Source organism: Enterococcus sp. DIV1375a, assembly GCF_051712205.1.
GTDB classification, from domain to species: Bacteria; Bacillota; Bacilli; order Lactobacillales; family Enterococcaceae; genus Enterococcus; species Enterococcus faecalis.
The window spans coordinates 372,955-388,451 of sequence record NZ_JBIOOM010000001.1 but is presented as its reverse complement, the minus strand read 5'-3'; the positions used below and the strand labels follow the sequence as shown (position 1 = coordinate 388,451).

The window sequence follows — 15,497 nt, the reverse complement described above, 5'->3', positions numbered from 1 at the left end:
TATTTTAATTGTTCATCTTGGGATATGCAACGACTTTCTCGAAGAATTATCCTATTTTAACATTTCTCATGGATTTTCTCACGCTAACGAGATGGTTTTTTTAAAAGAAAAATAATGCTATAATGACATCAGTTTTGAAATTTCGTTGAAACGTTTGGAGGCAAAAAAAGTGACGATTTCATTATTCGCAATTCGCGATTGCTTAGAAAAAGAAGATTTATTAAAAGAATTTATTTCACCAGAAGGCTGGCACTTGACCCTTTCCGACACGTTAGGTCAACGAGAAGTAACGGCTCTTTCTTACGATTCGAGAGACGTAACAGCAGAAACACTCTTTTTTTGTAAAGGATTAAACTTTAAAGAAATCTATTTAGAAAATGCTGTAAAAGACGGCCTAGAAATTTATGTTTCTGAGGTGCCTTATGAGGTTCCGGCGCAACTAGGAATTATCGTGACTGACATTAAAAAAGCAATGGCTGTGTTAAGCATGGCTTTTTATGATTATCCACAAAATAAATTAAAACTGATTGGCTTTACTGGAACCAAAGGTAAAACAACAGCGGCTTATTTCACCAAATATATTTTAGATGTTGCTACACAACAAAAAACAGCCTTGCTTTCTACCATGAATTCGACATTAGATGGCAAAACATTCTTTAAATCTGCATTGACTACACCCGAATCTTTGGACTTGTATCGAATGATGGCAACCGCTGTTGCTAACGGGATGACTCATTTTATTATGGAAGTTTCTTCCCAAGCCTACAAAACTAATCGTGTCTACAAGCTGTTTTTTGATGTCGGCATTTTTTTAAACATTACCCCCGACCATATCAGTCCAATTGAACATCCAACCTTTGACGATTACTTTTATTGCAAACGTCAATTGATTACACATTCTAAAGTCATTGTGTTGAATCACGAAGCTGATTATTTTCCATTACTTAAAGAAACTGCACAACAGCAAAAAGTCCCAGCCATTGTCTATGGCAGTCAGCCGGCTCCAGAAGTAGACTATTCATTCGCTGTTTCTTCAGAGGATTCCTTACGTTTTATCGTTGAAAGTCCTGCAGATGCGTTAGGATTGGCCGGCTCTTATCACCTTCGTTTAGGTGGTGATTTTAACAAAGGTAATGCGTTAAGTGCGGCGATTGCTAGTGTCCTTGTGGGAGCTTCAAAAGAAGAGTGTCAACAAGGAATCGCAGCAACCACCGTCCCTGGCCGGATGGAATCTTTAACGAATACCAACGGTGCAACCGTCTATGTTGATTACGCTCATAATTATGACAGTTTGAAGAATCTTTTAACCTTTGTCCGTGAAGAACATCCTGACGGCCGCTTAATTGTTCTTGTCGGTAGCACGGGAGACAAAGCGATTTCTCGCCGCAAAGACTTTGGTAGGGTTCTTTCTGAATTGGCTGATGTTGCAGTCCTAACAACCGATGACCCAGCCAGTGAAGATCCAGCAAAAATTTGCCAAGAAATTCAAGCCCATATTACCAAAGAAATGCCTGTTTACACCGTTTTAGATCGTGGCGAAGCAATTGCTCACGCATTATCTTTAAGCACAACGGCTGATGATGCGATTGTCTTAGCTGGTAAAGGTGCCGACCTTTATCAAAAAGTAAACGGCGTAGATGAACCTTACGCAGGAGACTTTGCCCTTGCGGAAGCTTTCATTAATAAAAAGAACTAAATCATTTAAACACACATGAAAAAAACAAGCTGCAACCACTTATCAACAGAGGTTGCAGCTTGTTTTTAAAGAACTTCTTTTATTTTCGTTACTTCTTCTTCCGATAAACCATGACCGCCATCCACTAGTAAAAAGTCGACTGGAAAATGTTTCTTTAATTGATTAGCTAAAGAAAGAACTTGTCCCGGAATACTCAACTCATCCTGAGCCCCTGTTGTGACAATCACTTTTGTCGCAAACTTACCAGATACATATTGATAGCCTAAATTGCTTGGATGCAGTAAAATAACAGTGTTAGCAATAGTCGGGTTCTTTTCTAACAGGCCTAAAATAAAATTGGCACCGTTAGAGTACCCTATAAAAATAACTTCATCGTATAACTTTTGCGGTTGCCAAACTTCTTCTAGAAACGCAGTCACTCGCTCATCAAAGTTAGCACGAGGTAAGGCTCCATTAACTAATGGCGCAAAAAAGCGTCGCTGTTCGCCTACACCTTCTGTCCCTAAGTAACTTAGAACACTCGCTTCTGGATAAAGGGTTGCGATGGTCGTTAATAATTGATATTCATTGCCACCAGTACCATGGAAAGCGACAACTAATTGATTAGGTTTCGACCCTTTTTGAAAAAATTGTTTCATTTAATAAACCTCCAAGAAAGGAATTTTACTATGTATGCACAAATTCATCACATCTCTATTTTAAATCGATTGATAAAGCCTACATTTGACTTCTATCATAATACACTGGGATTAAAATTACTAATGAAAACGATCAACCAAGATGACCACACCATGTATCACTTATTTTTCTCAGATAATGAGCAACGAACAGGTACCGAATTAACTTTTTTTGAATTGAATGATGGCCAAGATCAATCATTTGGGACAAATACAATTGAACGAACTATTTTAAAAGTACCAACGCGCGCCTCTTTGGATTTTTGGGCAGAACGTCTTGAGCAAGCGGGTATCTGCCACTATGGTGTGGAAACATTTAACCAACACCCAATTTTGCGTTTTGAAGCGCCCGATAATACACAAATGGCGCTTGTTCCGTTACGTGAATTTGAAAATGCGGAAGATTATTTTCCAGCTGAGCATGCTGAAATTCCAGTAGAACATGCAATTTTAGGCATTGATGCAATTCAATTACGCGTCCAATATGCCGCAGCTACCAAACAACCTTTAGTGGATTATTTACATTGGCATGAAAAAGAAACAGTACCTTTTTTTGAAACTGCACATGAAGTAACTGTTCTGGAAAATCATCATCCACAGTTTTATCAAGAGGTACACATCATTGATGACCGAACCAATCCGCTTGCCATTGAAGGAATTGGTGGCGTTCATCACGTCGCCTTTGGGGTGGAAGATACGCAAGAATTAACGCAAGTTGATAGCCTGTTGGATGAAAAGAATTTTACAAACTCAGGAATTAAAGACCGTGAATTTTTCAAATCATTGTATTTTAGAGAACCGAACCACTTATTATTTGAAGTAGCCACACAAAAAGGCCTGCTAGATGCCGAAGCCTATGAAAATCAAAGTTCAAACTTTGATGAAATCCCCCTTTATTTGCCTCACTTTTTGGCAGATCAAAGAGAACGAATCGAAGCGATTTTAGCACAACAACGCCATGAGTAAACAAAAATAGCGGTTAGAACCGCTATTTTTGTTTTTTAATATCCTATTATTGCCCTTTTTTGAAAAAAAGGAGTACACTAATAGTAGATGAACTGCGCAAGGAGGTGAGTACATGTTATCTAAGGAAGAAGTTCTACACTTATTGAACGAAGCAAAAAAAGAAGTCGATCGTTTAGAAACAAACCGCCAAGAAGATTTAGGTAATTCAATCAACTATATTGAAAATGAATTACAGCTCCAACGTGTCTTATCTCAAGTGGAAGCTTATGAAAAAGTGCTTGGTTAATTGATTACGCATTAGATGAGAGAGGAGCAACCAGATTCATTCACCGAATCTGGTTGCTCCTCTCTCATTTTTTACTAGACTAATTCGTAAGCAAGTTCTCGTGCAATAATTTTTGCGGTTGTTTCAGCGATTTCCCCAGTAAAGCCAATGCATTGTTCCATATGCTCAGGTGAACCCATCATCATTTTACTTGTCAAAATACTGCAGCAAACCACTCGATGCTTTTGTCGAAAACTTTGATGCAATTCGTTGGCTAAAGCCATCGTTTTATTTACTTGTTCTCCTTTGGCTTCTGTCCGACCAAAAAAGTAGCCCAGACACATAACCCCGCCTGAAAGAGCACCACAAATACACTTCGCTCCTCCAACACCTACAGGAAACCCAGAAGCCATGGCCACAGCTTCAATGGGAATCTCCGCATCGAAGTGTTGCCGAATGGTCGCCACAATCGCTTCCGAGCAATAAAAATCACCGTTACGATAATAGGCTTCCGCTTCTTCCCTGATTGCTTGTAAACAAATTCTCTTTTTCAAAATGCCCTCCATTCTGTATTCGCTTTCATTTTATGAATAAAAGGACGCCAAGCATCCCTTTATTTTATAGATTTTCTGCAGAGGTAAATACTTCTGACACATCATCATCGTCTTCTAACTTGTCAACCAAGCGCTCTAATTGCGCTTTTTGTTCATCGTTCAAGGTTAGTAAGGTTTGCGGAACCATTGTTAATTCAGCTTGTGCTAATGAATAACCTGCTTGTTCTAAAGCATCGCGAACCGCTGTAAAATCTTCTGGTGCTGTGTAAATTTCAAATACTTCTGGTGATGTTTCTAAATCCTCGCCGCCTGCTTCCAAAACGACTTCTAGCATGTCGTCTTCCTCAATTGCATGATCTTCTCGCTTAATGACAATATAGCCTTTACGATCAAACATATAATTAACCGAACCCGTTTCACCTAAAGAGCCACCATTTCGAGTAAACGCGACGCGAACATTGGTGGCCGTTCGGTTGCGGTTATCTGTTAGTGCATGAACTAAAACTGCCACGCCACCTGGCCCGTATCCTTCATAAGTTACCTCGTCATAATGTTCCCCTTCACCAGCACTACTGGCTTTTTTTATGGCGCGAGCAATATTATCATTGGGCATATTGGCTGACTTAGCTTTATCGACTGCTAAACGTAAAGCAGGATTCATTGCGGGGTCAGGGCCACCTGCTTTTGCCGCCATATAGATTTCCCTTGAAACTTTTTGGAAAATTTTCCCACGTTTGGCATCTTGCGCATTTTTACGCCCTTGAATGTTGCTCCATTTGCTGTGTCCTGACATCCTTGATTCCTCCTGACTTTTCGTTACTATTCTCCTTTATTCTACTCTTCTTTTCAGTTAGGAACAAGCGCTACAAAAAAAGACCCTCGCTTATCCACCTTTCTGACGAATAAACGAAGCTCTTCTAAATTAGCGTCTTCTTTTTTTATTTTTCTTCAAACCATGAACCACCAAACAAATAACGATGGCTGTCAAAGCACCCATGGCATCCAACATAACATCTTGAAAAAGAGGGGTCCTTCCGCCTGTGATCATTTGATGAAATTCATCTAAACCTGCATAGCCAGTAGCAGCTAGCCAGGAAACAACAGCTGTTAAAAACAGGCCTTTGATTCTTGGCACTAATCCAATGAACCAACTACCACCTAATAGAAAATACGTACCAAAATGGGCTCCCTTACGAATAAAAAATTCAACAAATTTACTATAACCACTAGCTTGAATGCTCACTTCACTGCCAGCATATTGAAAAGAAATATTTTTTAATTGTTCTTCAAAAGGATGACTGCTCAGAAGTTTATCTAAAAGACCAACTTGTGATTGCTGTTCATACGTCTGTGATGAACTGAAAAATAAAATGGCCATAATAACAAACGCAATGACTAAATATAAATTACTATCTTTCAAATAATTTTTCATATAATCCTCTTTTCTTGGTTTCAAGTTGCCCCGTGCCTGCCACGGAAAATTCTTTTTTATTATAGTCGGTTTCGAGGGAAAAAGAAACAACTTCTCTTAGGTCTTATGATATACTGAAAAGAAAAAAATGAAAGAAAGATTGGATATGACCTATTCTATTACATGGGATTTAGACAGTATTTTCCCCAATGGGAGCGAGTCCAAAGAACTTAGCCAACGAATGACTCAATTAACCGAACAAACAAAAGAGTATCATCAATTAATCACAGAATGGACACCAGAAAGTGCCCAAGGCAAAGAACAATTTGCTGAAATCTTAACGTTACAAGGGAAAATCTCAAATGGCTTTTCACAATGTAATAGTTTTTTAACTGCTTTAATATCTGCTAATACTAATGATACCAAGGCCAAAATTTTATCAGGCGATTTATACAATCTGTTGCCAGCGATTCAATTAGCTGAAACCATTTTTACTAAAAAAATCACCGAGATTTCAGCAGAACATTGGCAAGCCCTGTTAGCCGAAGAACCGTTTAAAACAATGGCTTTTCGCTTAAATGAATTACGCCGTGATGGAAAAAAACTGCTTTCCGAACAAGAAGAAAATATCATCAATACGCTTTCTCTAGATGGTTTAAATGCTTGGAGTACACATTACGATACGATTGTTGCTTCCATTGTGATTCCTTTTGAAGAAAAAGATGGCTCTGTGACAGAACTATCTGCAGGCCAAGCCTTTAACCGCATGATGGGAGATCCTGACAAAGAGGTTCGTCAACGTTTGTTTACAGCCTGGGAGAAAGCTTGGAGTAGCAAAGCTTCAATTTTAGCAGACACCCTAAATCACTTAGATGGGTTCCGTTTATCTGATTACAAATTGCATGGCACTACAGATTATTTAGAAAATCCCTTAAACTATAATCGAATGAGTCAAGAAACATTAACGGTTATGTGGGAAACCATCCAAAAAAATAAACAACCATTCGTCGACTTTCTAACGCGCAAAGCGCAATTATTCGGCAAAGAAAAAATGGATTGGCAAGACCAAGATGCACCAATTATTTTAGGTGATTTAGAAGAAAAAACGTATTCCTTTGATCAAGCCGCTGCCTTTATTTTAGAAAATTTCCGTAAATTCAGTCCGAAAATGGCTGATTTTGCCCAAATGGCTTTTGAAAAAAGTTGGATTGAAGCTGAAGATCGTCCAGGCAAACGTCCTGGGGGTTATTGTACAGAATTACCTGAAACACAAGAATCGCGGATTTTCATGACCTTTGGCAATTCAATCAACGAAGTAGCTACTTTAGCCCATGAATTAGGTCACGCTTTCCATAGTAGCGTGATGTGGGATTTACCTTCATTGAATCGAGAGTATGCCATGAACGTAGCAGAAACGGCTAGTACCTTTGCAGAATTGATTGTTGCTGACGCCACCTTAAAAGAGGCCAAATCAGACGTTAAAAAGATTAACCTTTTAGACACAAAAATGCAAAATGCCATTGCTATGTTTATGAACATTCATGCGCGTTTTATCTTTGAAAATAATTTTTATCAAGCGCGCAAAAAAGGTTTAGTAGCGGAAGAAGATATTACTGAATTAATGTTAGCGGCGCAAAAAGAAAGCTACAAAGATAGTCTTGGCAGTTATCATCCTCATTTCTGGGCGAGCAAATTGCACTTCTTTATTGATGATGTGCCTTTCTATAATTTCCCATATACTTTTGGCTATCTATTCAGCATGGGTATCTATGCGTATGCCAATCAACAAGGCAGCTCTTTTGAAGACCAATACATTGCGTTATTAAGAGACACTGCTTCGATGACAAGCGAAGAATTAGCGAAAAAACATTTAAATGTTGACTTAACAAAACCTGATTTCTGGCAAGCCGGCATTGATCAAGTCCTAAAAGATGTGGAACAATTCATGACTTTAACTGAAAACTATGTAAACTAAGCAAAAAAGAAGCAGTAACCAACATCAGGTTACTGCTTCTCTTTTTTTCAAATAGTTTCGATACGCAAGATAGCCCACAAGCATTAGTCCAAACGTAACAAATTCAACTACGGGCATGGCTAACCAAACACCGGTTAATCCTAGTAATTTCACCAAAATAAATAAAACTGGCACAATTAAAAAGAACCCACGCAAAGAGGAAATCATTAGCGCCATTTTCGGTTTACGAACTGCCGAAAAGTAATAAATCCCCATAAAATTCAATCCTGTAAACAAGAAGGAAATCGCATATAAGCGGATGGCTGTCCTAGCAATTTGCGCCAACTGGTCGTTCCCTTCGCTATTAAAGACCTCAATAATTTGTCCCGTAAACACTTGACTGATTAAAAAGAACAGGAAGCCGGCAACCAAATACGTAATAAAGCTAAGTTTAACAAATTTACGCAACACCTTCGTTTCCCCTAAACCATAGTATCGGCTGAGTAATGGTTACGCCCCTTGCCCAATCCCTGTAAAAATGGCAATCACAATAATATTGAGATTGGCAACAATCGCATAAGCTGAAATCGCCACATGACCAACTAAGTTTAACAAAACAATATTAAATAAAAACATGACAAAGGCCGAAGAAAATTCATTTAAAAAGGAAGAAAAACCAATCGACATAATTTCTCGAACATCCTGAAATTTCACTTTAAACTTTTCAAAACGTAAAACTCGTTGCGGCGACCACGTATGCAACGTAATCAGGATTAAGCTTGTTAAAGGTGACATCACCGTTGCAATGGCCGCACCTGCCATGCCCCACCCAAATTGATAAATAAAGACATAATCCAAAATAATATTGACAATTCCCCCACTGACAAAAGCAATCGTTGCCAAACGAGGATTATGGTCATTTCTTAAAAAAGTAATCAGGCAATTGTTTAAAATAAATAATAATGAACAGCTAAGGTAAATCATATAATATTCCTTTGCCAAACCAAACAAGACACCGGTCCCCTGAAGTCCCCGAATAATTTGATCGGAAAAAATCAAGCTCGCTAAAGTAAAGAGACTCCCTATAACGAAAACTAACCCAATCGTTAAACTAAAATACTGATTGGCTTTTTTGATTTCTTTTTGCGCAACCGTGGTCGAAAACAACGTAGCGCCGCCAACGCCAAACATCCAACCTAATCCATTAATAATATTAACGAGTGGCAAGACAATGTTAAGCCCCGCCAACGCCTCGGTGCCGATTCCATTTGCAATGAAAAATGTGTCCGCCAAAATAAAAATTGATTGCGCCACCATACTTAAAATTCCTAACAGAACATTTTTATAAAACAACGCAGTAAAATGGTTTTGCTGTGTTTGCTCCATACCCAAATCTCCTTCTAACAAAAAAAGGACTCATTCTTTTTGCTTCAAGGCTTACGCAAAAATCAGAATCCTTTAATTATTCAACCCAGCGATTAAATAATCTGTCTATTTATTGATACTTCTAGGGTAGCATTCTCTCTTCGAAAAGACAACCATCCTTTTATTTTTCTCATTTTAAACTTTCTTAAGCAGTTGCAGTTGTTTTTGAACCACTTGCCAATCTTCTTTCACGACTTCTTTTAAACGATAATTATAAAAGACAGCCGCTGGATGGAAGAGTGGAATGATTTGATAGGTTTTCTGCGTCCAATGATAGTTTTGTGATTGCTCATCAAATGTTTGAATGGGCGACTGAATGACCGTTCCGTGCACTGCAGTGATTGTTGGCTTTGGTCCTAAAAGTCGTTGCAACCCAATATTCCCCAGTGTCAAAATTAGTTCAGGTTGGCAAACAGCGATTTCCCAATCAAGCAAAGGCGCAAAAATTTTGATTTCTTCTTTGGTTGGCGTTCGATTAGGAAATTTGGTTACTCTTTCTCCCGTTTTTGCAATCTGCTTCGTTTTTACAGAAAAAGGTCGACTCCTAACCGCACTGGTGATATACACCGTTTCACGACTTAAGCCAACTTGTTGTAATTGTTCCATCAACAATTGACCTGAACGCCCTATAAATGGTACGTTTTCTTTAATTTCTTCTTTTCCAGGGGCTTCCCCAATCAGCATCACTTTTGGCTGTTGCGGGCCTTGGCCTTCCACAAACCCTTCTAATGGTAAGTCTTTCGCTTTAGCTAAAACTGCTTTTTTCAGATGTTCAGGATAGTGCATTTACCATCACGCCTCTCTTCTGGTGTTCTTCTTTCGCTATATTGATTATAAATAAGGCCCAAAAGAAACTCAAAAAAAGGAGCCTATTCATTTAAGCGCTGGTTTTTCTACACACAAAGCTTTGTCTTTAGCTAAATAAAAAGGCCGTAAGTAACCAACTAAATTAGACATTGGTAAAACCTCCGTTGGTAAGTCAATCTTCAATGTCTCCTTTAAATAGGCTTTGCGTGTCGTAATCCGTTGCCACATGTCTGGATAAGTTTGCTGAATCTCTTTTTGCAGTGTTTCATCAGCCAAAGCCACACATTCTTCTGCACTCACCCCTGTATAACCAGGTACAGAAGGAATAATATCCACTTGAAAGAGCATGCCACTTTCCAAGCGAATGGCTGAATCTGGATAAATAGGCGACGACATCCATTCATCATCCGAAACTAAATGCCCAGGATTCAAATGCCAGTGATAGATTTCTTTTGGTAACTGTTCTTCAATCGCTTGGTACATTTCTCGCCCTAACAGTCCGATTCGAATGGTTTCAAACCAGTGAACGACAGCTTGAAAATAGGGTTTTGCTACGCGTTCTAAATAATCACGTTGCGCTTCTGGCAATTGCTGCTCGTTTTCAATAACAAAACCTGTTCGGCTAGACAAGCCGCCTTTGTAACCTGTAGTTAATGATAAGGCATCACCTAACTGAATTTCTTTGGCAGTCGGATACATGTTTGCATATTCAAAACGTTGTCCAGTTGCCGCAATGGTTACTACCGTCGGCGTTTGACCTTCATCATTTAACAAAGCCCCAATGTCCGTTTCACGCTGTCCTACTTCAATTGCATTTAAGGCCTTTAACATACTGCGAGAAGCCAAATTCGCCCCATATTCATAGTGCGCCAATTCGTTGGCATTATTTGTTGTGCGGGCCCCCTTTGCTCCAATCAATAAGTGGGTCCCATTTAGTAAACGAGCTTCTTTCGGCAGAGCTTTTTTCAGTGCTTCGACAATAAAATGTGGCACATCAAACATAGTAGCAGGTTCTTGCTGTTGTGTCGTAAACATTTTCCACCCAACGATACCTATTTTTTGAGCAGTTTCATCGAGAAGCGTTTCAAAAATCTGCGACAACTTTTGTTCTCCAGCCATTGGTTGATTAGGTAGCGAAAAAGCTGGATAATGAATTAAATCGGCTGAGATGCGGGCATGTTGGCACAGTTTTAAATTTTCATTGCCTAAAATAAGTGTCGCCGCACCATCCTTATTTAACACAAGGAGTCCTTCTTCAAACCTCGGAATAAAGCCAGTTAAGTATTCAAAATTACTGCCATGCTCTTTGTCTGCATAGAAGACCAATTGATCGAATTTTTCTGTTTTCATTCGTTGTAATACTTTCTGCTTGTGCGCCATCATCGTTTCATTCGTCAAATACGTTGGAAAAACATTCTCAAAAACAGTAGGTTCAGCAATATGTGTATAATTAATTTTTCGCTTCATTATTATCCTCCATTATTCATCTGCGACAATCAACGTTACGCCTGCTTGCGCTAACTGCTCACAGAATTTTTCATCAGGTCGTGTATCTGTCACTAAACAATCAATTTCTGTTAATTCGCAAATTTTAAATAAACCCGTTTTGTTTAATTTCGTTTGGTCGGCTAAGGCAATGACTTGTTTGCCTTGTTGAATCATTCGCCGTTTGACTTGACCTTCTTCTTCTGTGTGAATAAATAATCCTTGTTCAGATAACGCAAACACACCTAATAATGTATAGTCGGGGGCAAATTCCCCAACCTTAGCGACTGTTTCTGCCCCAAACAAAAAAAGTTGTTGTTTATGCAGTTGCCCAGGTAGTACTGTAATTTTTGTCTGATCCATTTGCGCTAGAAGTAGCGCATGACTGAGAGAGTTCGTGATCGCGTGAATCGGACTATTTTCCATCGCTCGAATAGCTGCTTCCACCGTGGTTGATGAATCAAAAAAAATGGACGCTTGTTTGGGAATATTTGCCCAAACTTTTTGGGCAATCGCTTGTTTTTTCTCTGGATGCTTCATTATTCGTTGAGCATAATCATAAATAGTTGCTTCAGACTGCACTGAGATAGCGCCACCGTGCGTTCTCTTTAAATGTCCTTCCTTTTCTAAACGAATTAAATCTCGTCGAATAGTATCTTTTGAAACGGAGACTTGCTCCGCTAACGCTTCCATGGAAATACTTTTTTGTTCATTCACTATTTTTTGAATCTTGGCTAAACGTTCTTCAATCAACATGCTTCCTCACCTCTTCTAAGTAAAGATAGCATCTTTTGCATTATTTTGCAAACAAATGCAAAATAATGCAAACAAGACAAAAAAAACTAGTCCTTCATTTTCTAACGAAGGGCTAGTTTGAGAGTGGTTTTAATAGGTAAATTGAATAATCATGCCGCTAGGATCTTCTAACGCAAGTAAATGATCTTTGGCAATAAAATGTAACTTTGCTTCTTCCGCATTGGCTTGGACGATCTCTAAATCTGCCGCAGTTGGTAAACGGAAGGTGTAATTTTCTAAGCCAAATTGATTTTCTTGAATCGTTGGCAGCTGTTTGCCGCTCCATGTATTTGTCCCAATATGATGATGATACTGACCCGCTGCAAAAAACTTCGCTTGTTGACCAAAGTTAGACTTTAAGCCAAACCCTAAGTTTTTATAGAACGTTTCAGTGGTATCTAAATCGGCCACTTTCAAATGAATGTGCCCAATTTTAGAACCTTCGGAAATTCCTAGCCAGTGACCGTCAGCTTCTGCAGCTAAACTATCACCGTCTAATTCTTCTGTCACACCGATAATTTCACCATTTGGACGAATATCCCAGACTTCTTCTGGTTTATCCCAATAAATTTCGATGCCATTATTTTCTGGATCACTTAAGTAAAGGGCTTCACTATAGCCATGATCTGCTGCGCCAATTTGCACATTTTCCTGCAAAAGCCACAGCAACATATTGCCTAAATCTTTGCGGGTTGGTAGCAGGAAAGCAATATGGTACAAGCCAGTGGTACCCTGATTTTCTTCCCCAGCTGTTAGTTCTTTTAAGACAAGAATTGCATCGTTGGTGCCTTGTGGCGCTAGCCAAGCACGTCCCTCTCCTTGTTTTAAAAGTTTTAAGCCAATTGTTTTCGTATAAAAGTTTACCATTTTATCTAAATCAGCCACTTTCAAAGTGACTTGTTGAATCCCAATATTACTTGGTAATGCTTGAACCATTTGCTTTCACTCCTTTCCTCTTCGTTTTACTAAAGCAATGATTTAGTTGAATTCTTTAAAACGAGCACTATCTTCCATGTATTCTTTTTCGCCAGCTGGCGCTTCAATGGAACCAATGACCATTTGTGCACGCAAATTCCAGTTTGCAGGAATTGACCATTCTGCAGCAACCGCTTCGTCAATGACTGGGTTGTAGTGTTGTAAGTTTGCGCCGATATTTTCTTGCGCTAAGGCAGTCCAAACGTTTGCTTGTGTTAAACCAGTTGCTTGTTCAGACCAAACAGGGAAGTTATCCGCATATAATGGGAAGCTATCTTGTAAGTTTTTCACGATATCTGTATCTTCAAAGAATAAAATTGTACCCGCACCAGCTGCAAAACCTTGTAATTTAGCTTGTGTGTTTGGAAATGCTTCTGCTGGAGTTAATGGTTTTAAGGCATCTTCAGTCATTGCCCATAATTTTTTGTGAGCATCGCCGAATAAGAACACAACACGTTGTGTTTGAGAGTTAAAAGCTGTTGGACTTTCTCTAACAACTTCTTTTACTAAAGCAGTTACTTCTTCTTTTGAAATTGGTAAGTTTTCTCCTAAAGCATAGATTGAACGACGGTTTTTCATCATTTCAGTAAATTTTGACATAATATGTTCATCCTTTCGAATTTCCTCAGTAAATTCATTTAATTTTGTTTACATGCTTACTATACTACCTTACTAAAAGTAAGTAAAGCTTTTTGTCTTACTTTTTGTAAGTTTTTTTATTTTTTAGTGAACAACCTTATTCTACCAAAGAAAAAACAACCAGCTTTTTTCTAAGAAAAAGAAAAATCTGGTTGTCGATTAATAAATGTAGAAGTCAATTGAATCGTTTTCGGCCGTTTTTCTTGAAATAAGTGTGTGGCTTTTTCCCCTAACTCCATTAATGGATGACAGATTGTTGAAAAATTTAAAATTTCACTTAATAAAGTTTGTTCCTGTCCCACTAAAAAGAGTGGTCTTTCAATAACGGCTTGAATCCCTGCGGCAATTTCATCACCGTTGGTCACAACCGCTTGGAGCGTTGGATCTTGCCCACAGTGTCTTCCTACTTCACACCCATCTTCATAGGTTAAACAGTCCTTAAATAACCGATTTTCAGGAATCGCTCCATAAATTTCCTGATATGCGTCAACTAAATAGCGTGCGCTTATACTTTTTTCTGGTGCACGGTTAATCGTAATTGCCACTTCACTACATCCTTGTTGTTTCAACGCTTGGAAGACCCGCCGATAAACGGTTAAACGATCAATATAGATACTAGCATAACTAGGGTCTTCTATTTTTTCACAAAAAACAACTTGCTCTTTATACGGAGCAAACACACTTAAAGGATTTGCCTTTGATAAAACAATCATGCCATCAAACGCACCCGTGGCCATTTTTTCCAAGTAACTTTTTTCAACTTCTTTATCATAATCCGTTGGTAATAAACTGACCATCATCCCTTGTTGAAATGCTTGGTGGATAATCCCACTTAAAATAGCATCAAAATAAGGTTGATTCGTGTAAGGAACCATGACACCTAATGTATTACTTTTCCCAAAGCTAAGATTTCTCGCTAATATATTGGGCTTATAGCCCAACTCATCGATAATTGCTTGGATTTTCAGTCGTTTTTCTTCAGAAACATAAGGATGATGATTAATCACACGCGAAACAGTCGTAACTGAAGATCCTGAAAGGCGCGCAATTTCTCGAATTGTTGTCATACTTTCACCTCATTACTTTACAAAATTGAGTTAAATAAGGCACAATCCCTGTCCCGTAATCAACAAAACGATAAAAGGTCTCCTGCCAAGCAAAAGAAATTTCCTGAATATCCTCCTGCTGTGTCAAGTGCCACTCCGTTATCTGATGGTACGGAATTTCTTGATGCCAAATCTTATAGTATTTTTTGGGACTATCTAACTGCAGACTTTTGGCCGTCGTAGTCACCGAGACAAAATAGTAATCCATACCAAGTCTATCGCTTATCTCCACTATAACATTCATTTTCATGCCCTCCAATATTTTGATACACCTAGCTTACCTTATGAAACGCGTACCAGAGCAAGAGGAAAAATAAAAAAAAGTGAGACCATGTTATACTAGATGTATCATATAAAAGCAAAGGATGAGTGCAATGGAAACTGTTACAGTAGCAACAAAAAGCGACTTACTAACGAATTTGAACAAGCAAACAGATGAAATCATTATCTCGGGGGCACTTGCACAAGAAATTTACCACTTAAAAAAACAACAATTAACCGAAACGGAAGAAATTGGCTTTTTAGTGGGCAGCCAAGGTGCTGGCTCATTTTTAACCTATTTAATCGAGAAGTTATCCTATATAAATTCGGAGCTATCGCCAGAAGAACAAAAAATTGAACATGCGATTTTGCGTTTGTATGTTATTAAAAAATTAACTCCAGAAACTACTTTATTACGTCTAAAACAGTTAGATTATTAAAATTTTATTTAATCAAGATAGACCAATTCCTCGCGTACAAC

Annotated in this window: 16 protein-coding genes and 1 pseudogene; 5 read left to right on the top strand and 12 right to left on the bottom strand. The window is 38.5% G+C overall.

The features are described 5' to 3' along the window. Window positions 1–169: 169 nt before the first annotated feature. Window positions 170–1,696: a UDP-N-acetylmuramoyl-L-alanyl-D-glutamate--L-lysine ligase gene (locus IGJ63_RS01980; RefSeq protein WP_002371461.1), complete on the top strand. Its 1,527-nt coding sequence runs from the start codon at window positions 170–172 to the stop codon at window positions 1,694–1,696. 65 nt (window positions 1,697–1,761) lie between these two features. Here IGJ63_RS01980 and IGJ63_RS01975 read toward each other — a convergent pair whose 3' ends face one another. Then, the gene (locus IGJ63_RS01975) at window positions 1,762–2,334 is read right to left on the bottom strand and encodes an alpha/beta hydrolase (RefSeq protein WP_438745853.1); all 573 of its coding nucleotides are present in this window, start codon (window positions 2,332–2,334) and stop codon (window positions 1,762–1,764) included. A gap of 30 nt (window positions 2,335–2,364) precedes the next feature. On the opposite strand from IGJ63_RS01975, the gene IGJ63_RS01970 reads away from it, so the two are divergent. Both IGJ63_RS01970 and IGJ63_RS01965 read left to right on the top strand, forming a co-directional pair. Further along, the gene (locus IGJ63_RS01970; protein WP_002382960.1) at window positions 2,365–3,339 is read left to right on the top strand and encodes a ring-cleaving dioxygenase; all 975 of its coding nucleotides are present in this window, start codon (window positions 2,365–2,367) and stop codon (window positions 3,337–3,339) included. Window positions 3,340–3,451: 112 nt separating this feature from the next. Then, window positions 3,452–3,625, top strand: coding sequence for a hypothetical protein (locus tag IGJ63_RS01965; RefSeq protein WP_002355495.1), 174 nt, complete (start codon window positions 3,452–3,454; stop codon window positions 3,623–3,625). A gap of 74 nt (window positions 3,626–3,699) precedes the next feature. Here IGJ63_RS01965 and IGJ63_RS01960 read toward each other — a convergent pair whose 3' ends face one another. The 3 genes from IGJ63_RS01960 to IGJ63_RS01950 form a co-directional block, all read right to left on the bottom strand. Next, window positions 3,700–4,170 carry a C-GCAxxG-C-C family protein gene (locus IGJ63_RS01960; protein ID WP_002382959.1) on the bottom strand — a complete coding sequence of 157 codons (471 nt, stop codon included), beginning with the start codon at window positions 4,168–4,170 and terminating at the stop codon, window positions 3,700–3,702. A gap of 52 nt (window positions 4,171–4,222) precedes the next feature. Continuing rightward, window positions 4,223–4,951 carry a YebC/PmpR family DNA-binding transcriptional regulator gene (locus IGJ63_RS01955; protein ID WP_002361233.1) on the bottom strand — a complete coding sequence of 243 codons (729 nt, stop codon included), beginning with the start codon at window positions 4,949–4,951 and terminating at the stop codon, window positions 4,223–4,225. A 129-nt stretch (window positions 4,952–5,080) separates the two neighbouring features. Beyond that, window positions 5,081–5,590 (bottom strand): VanZ family protein, encoded by a 510-nt coding sequence (locus IGJ63_RS01950; RefSeq protein WP_002366143.1) that lies wholly within the window; start codon window positions 5,588–5,590, stop codon window positions 5,081–5,083. 127 nt (window positions 5,591–5,717) lie between these two features. On the opposite strand from IGJ63_RS01950, the gene IGJ63_RS01945 reads away from it, so the two are divergent. Continuing rightward, a complete protein-coding gene (locus IGJ63_RS01945; protein WP_438745851.1) occupies window positions 5,718–7,544 on the top strand; it encodes a M3 family oligoendopeptidase in 1,827 nt (608 codons plus the stop codon). Window positions 7,545–7,568: 24 nt separating this feature from the next. Here IGJ63_RS01945 and IGJ63_RS01940 read toward each other — a convergent pair. From IGJ63_RS01940 to IGJ63_RS01905, 8 genes and pseudogenes are all read right to left on the bottom strand, one after another. Beyond that, window positions 7,569–8,909: pseudogene (locus tag IGJ63_RS01940) on the bottom strand (MATE family efflux transporter). 174 nt (window positions 8,910–9,083) lie between these two features. After that, the gene (locus IGJ63_RS01935) at window positions 9,084–9,734 is read right to left on the bottom strand and encodes a uracil-DNA glycosylase (RefSeq protein ID WP_002355481.1); all 651 of its coding nucleotides are present in this window, start codon (window positions 9,732–9,734) and stop codon (window positions 9,084–9,086) included. Window positions 9,735–9,821: 87 nt separating this feature from the next. Then, window positions 9,822–11,222 carry a M24 family metallopeptidase gene (locus tag IGJ63_RS01930; protein ID WP_438745849.1) on the bottom strand — a complete coding sequence of 467 codons (1,401 nt, stop codon included), beginning with the start codon at window positions 11,220–11,222 and terminating at the stop codon, window positions 9,822–9,824. Window positions 11,223–11,234: 12 nt separating this feature from the next. Continuing rightward, window positions 11,235–11,996 carry a DeoR/GlpR family DNA-binding transcription regulator gene (locus tag IGJ63_RS01925; RefSeq protein ID WP_002375902.1) on the bottom strand — a complete coding sequence of 254 codons (762 nt, stop codon included), beginning with the start codon at window positions 11,994–11,996 and terminating at the stop codon, window positions 11,235–11,237. Between the two features lie 129 nt (window positions 11,997–12,125). Continuing rightward, complete coding sequence (locus IGJ63_RS01920) at window positions 12,126–12,971, bottom strand: VOC family protein (RefSeq protein ID WP_002355476.1); 846 nt, start codon at window positions 12,969–12,971, stop codon at window positions 12,126–12,128. A 42-nt stretch (window positions 12,972–13,013) separates the two neighbouring features. Further along, window positions 13,014–13,610, bottom strand: coding sequence for a nitroreductase family protein (locus IGJ63_RS01915; RefSeq protein ID WP_002355475.1), 597 nt, complete (start codon window positions 13,608–13,610; stop codon window positions 13,014–13,016). 170 nt (window positions 13,611–13,780) lie between these two features. Continuing rightward, entirely contained in the window at window positions 13,781–14,716 is a 936-nt protein-coding gene (locus IGJ63_RS01910; protein ID WP_101732024.1) for a LacI family DNA-binding transcriptional regulator, read from the bottom strand. Window positions 14,717–14,720: 4 nt separating this feature from the next. Next, a complete protein-coding gene (locus IGJ63_RS01905; RefSeq protein ID WP_002382953.1) occupies window positions 14,721–15,005 on the bottom strand; it encodes a hypothetical protein in 285 nt (94 codons plus the stop codon). A 115-nt stretch (window positions 15,006–15,120) separates the two neighbouring features. Between IGJ63_RS01905 and IGJ63_RS01900 the strand changes: the two genes are divergently transcribed. Next, complete coding sequence (locus IGJ63_RS01900; RefSeq protein ID WP_002382952.1) at window positions 15,121–15,456, top strand: hypothetical protein; 336 nt, start codon at window positions 15,121–15,123, stop codon at window positions 15,454–15,456. The last annotated feature ends 41 nt before the right edge of the window (window positions 15,457–15,497 follow it).

What these genes read in the sequence shown, in the direction of transcription:
- IGJ63_RS01975 (WP_438745853.1), bottom strand. Translation starts at nt 2,334, where the DNA reads ATGAAACAATTTTTTCAAAAAGGGTCGAAACCTAATCAATTAGTTGTC.
- IGJ63_RS01970 (WP_002382960.1), top strand. Translation starts at nt 2,365, where the DNA reads ATGTATGCACAAATTCATCACATCTCTATTTTAAATCGATTGATAAAG.
- IGJ63_RS01965 (WP_002355495.1), top strand. Translation starts at nt 3,452, where the DNA reads ATGTTATCTAAGGAAGAAGTTCTACACTTATTGAACGAAGCAAAAAAA.
- IGJ63_RS01960 (WP_002382959.1), bottom strand. Translation starts at nt 4,170, where the DNA reads ATGGAGGGCATTTTGAAAAAGAGAATTTGTTTACAAGCAATCAGGGAA.
- IGJ63_RS01955 (WP_002361233.1), bottom strand. Translation starts at nt 4,951, where the DNA reads ATGTCAGGACACAGCAAATGGAGCAACATTCAAGGGCGTAAAAATGCG.
- IGJ63_RS01950 (WP_002366143.1), bottom strand. Translation starts at nt 5,590, where the DNA reads ATGAAAAATTATTTGAAAGATAGTAATTTATATTTAGTCATTGCGTTT.
- IGJ63_RS01945 (WP_438745851.1), top strand. Translation starts at nt 5,718, where the DNA reads ATGAAAGAAAGATTGGATATGACCTATTCTATTACATGGGATTTAGAC.
- IGJ63_RS01935 (WP_002355481.1), bottom strand. Translation starts at nt 9,734, where the DNA reads ATGCACTATCCTGAACATCTGAAAAAAGCAGTTTTAGCTAAAGCGAAA.
- IGJ63_RS01930 (WP_438745849.1), bottom strand. Translation starts at nt 11,222, where the DNA reads ATGAAGCGAAAAATTAATTATACACATATTGCTGAACCTACTGTTTTT.
- IGJ63_RS01925 (WP_002375902.1), bottom strand. Translation starts at nt 11,996, where the DNA reads ATGTTGATTGAAGAACGTTTAGCCAAGATTCAAAAAATAGTGAATGAA.
- IGJ63_RS01920 (WP_002355476.1), bottom strand. Translation starts at nt 12,971, where the DNA reads ATGGTTCAAGCATTACCAAGTAATATTGGGATTCAACAAGTCACTTTG.
- IGJ63_RS01915 (WP_002355475.1), bottom strand. Translation starts at nt 13,610, where the DNA reads ATGTCAAAATTTACTGAAATGATGAAAAACCGTCGTTCAATCTATGCT.
- IGJ63_RS01910 (WP_101732024.1), bottom strand. Translation starts at nt 14,716, where the DNA reads ATGACAACAATTCGAGAAATTGCGCGCCTTTCAGGATCTTCAGTTACG.
- IGJ63_RS01905 (WP_002382953.1), bottom strand. Translation starts at nt 15,005, where the DNA reads ATGAAAATGAATGTTATAGTGGAGATAAGCGATAGACTTGGTATGGAT.
- IGJ63_RS01900 (WP_002382952.1), top strand. Translation starts at nt 15,121, where the DNA reads ATGAGTGCAATGGAAACTGTTACAGTAGCAACAAAAAGCGACTTACTA.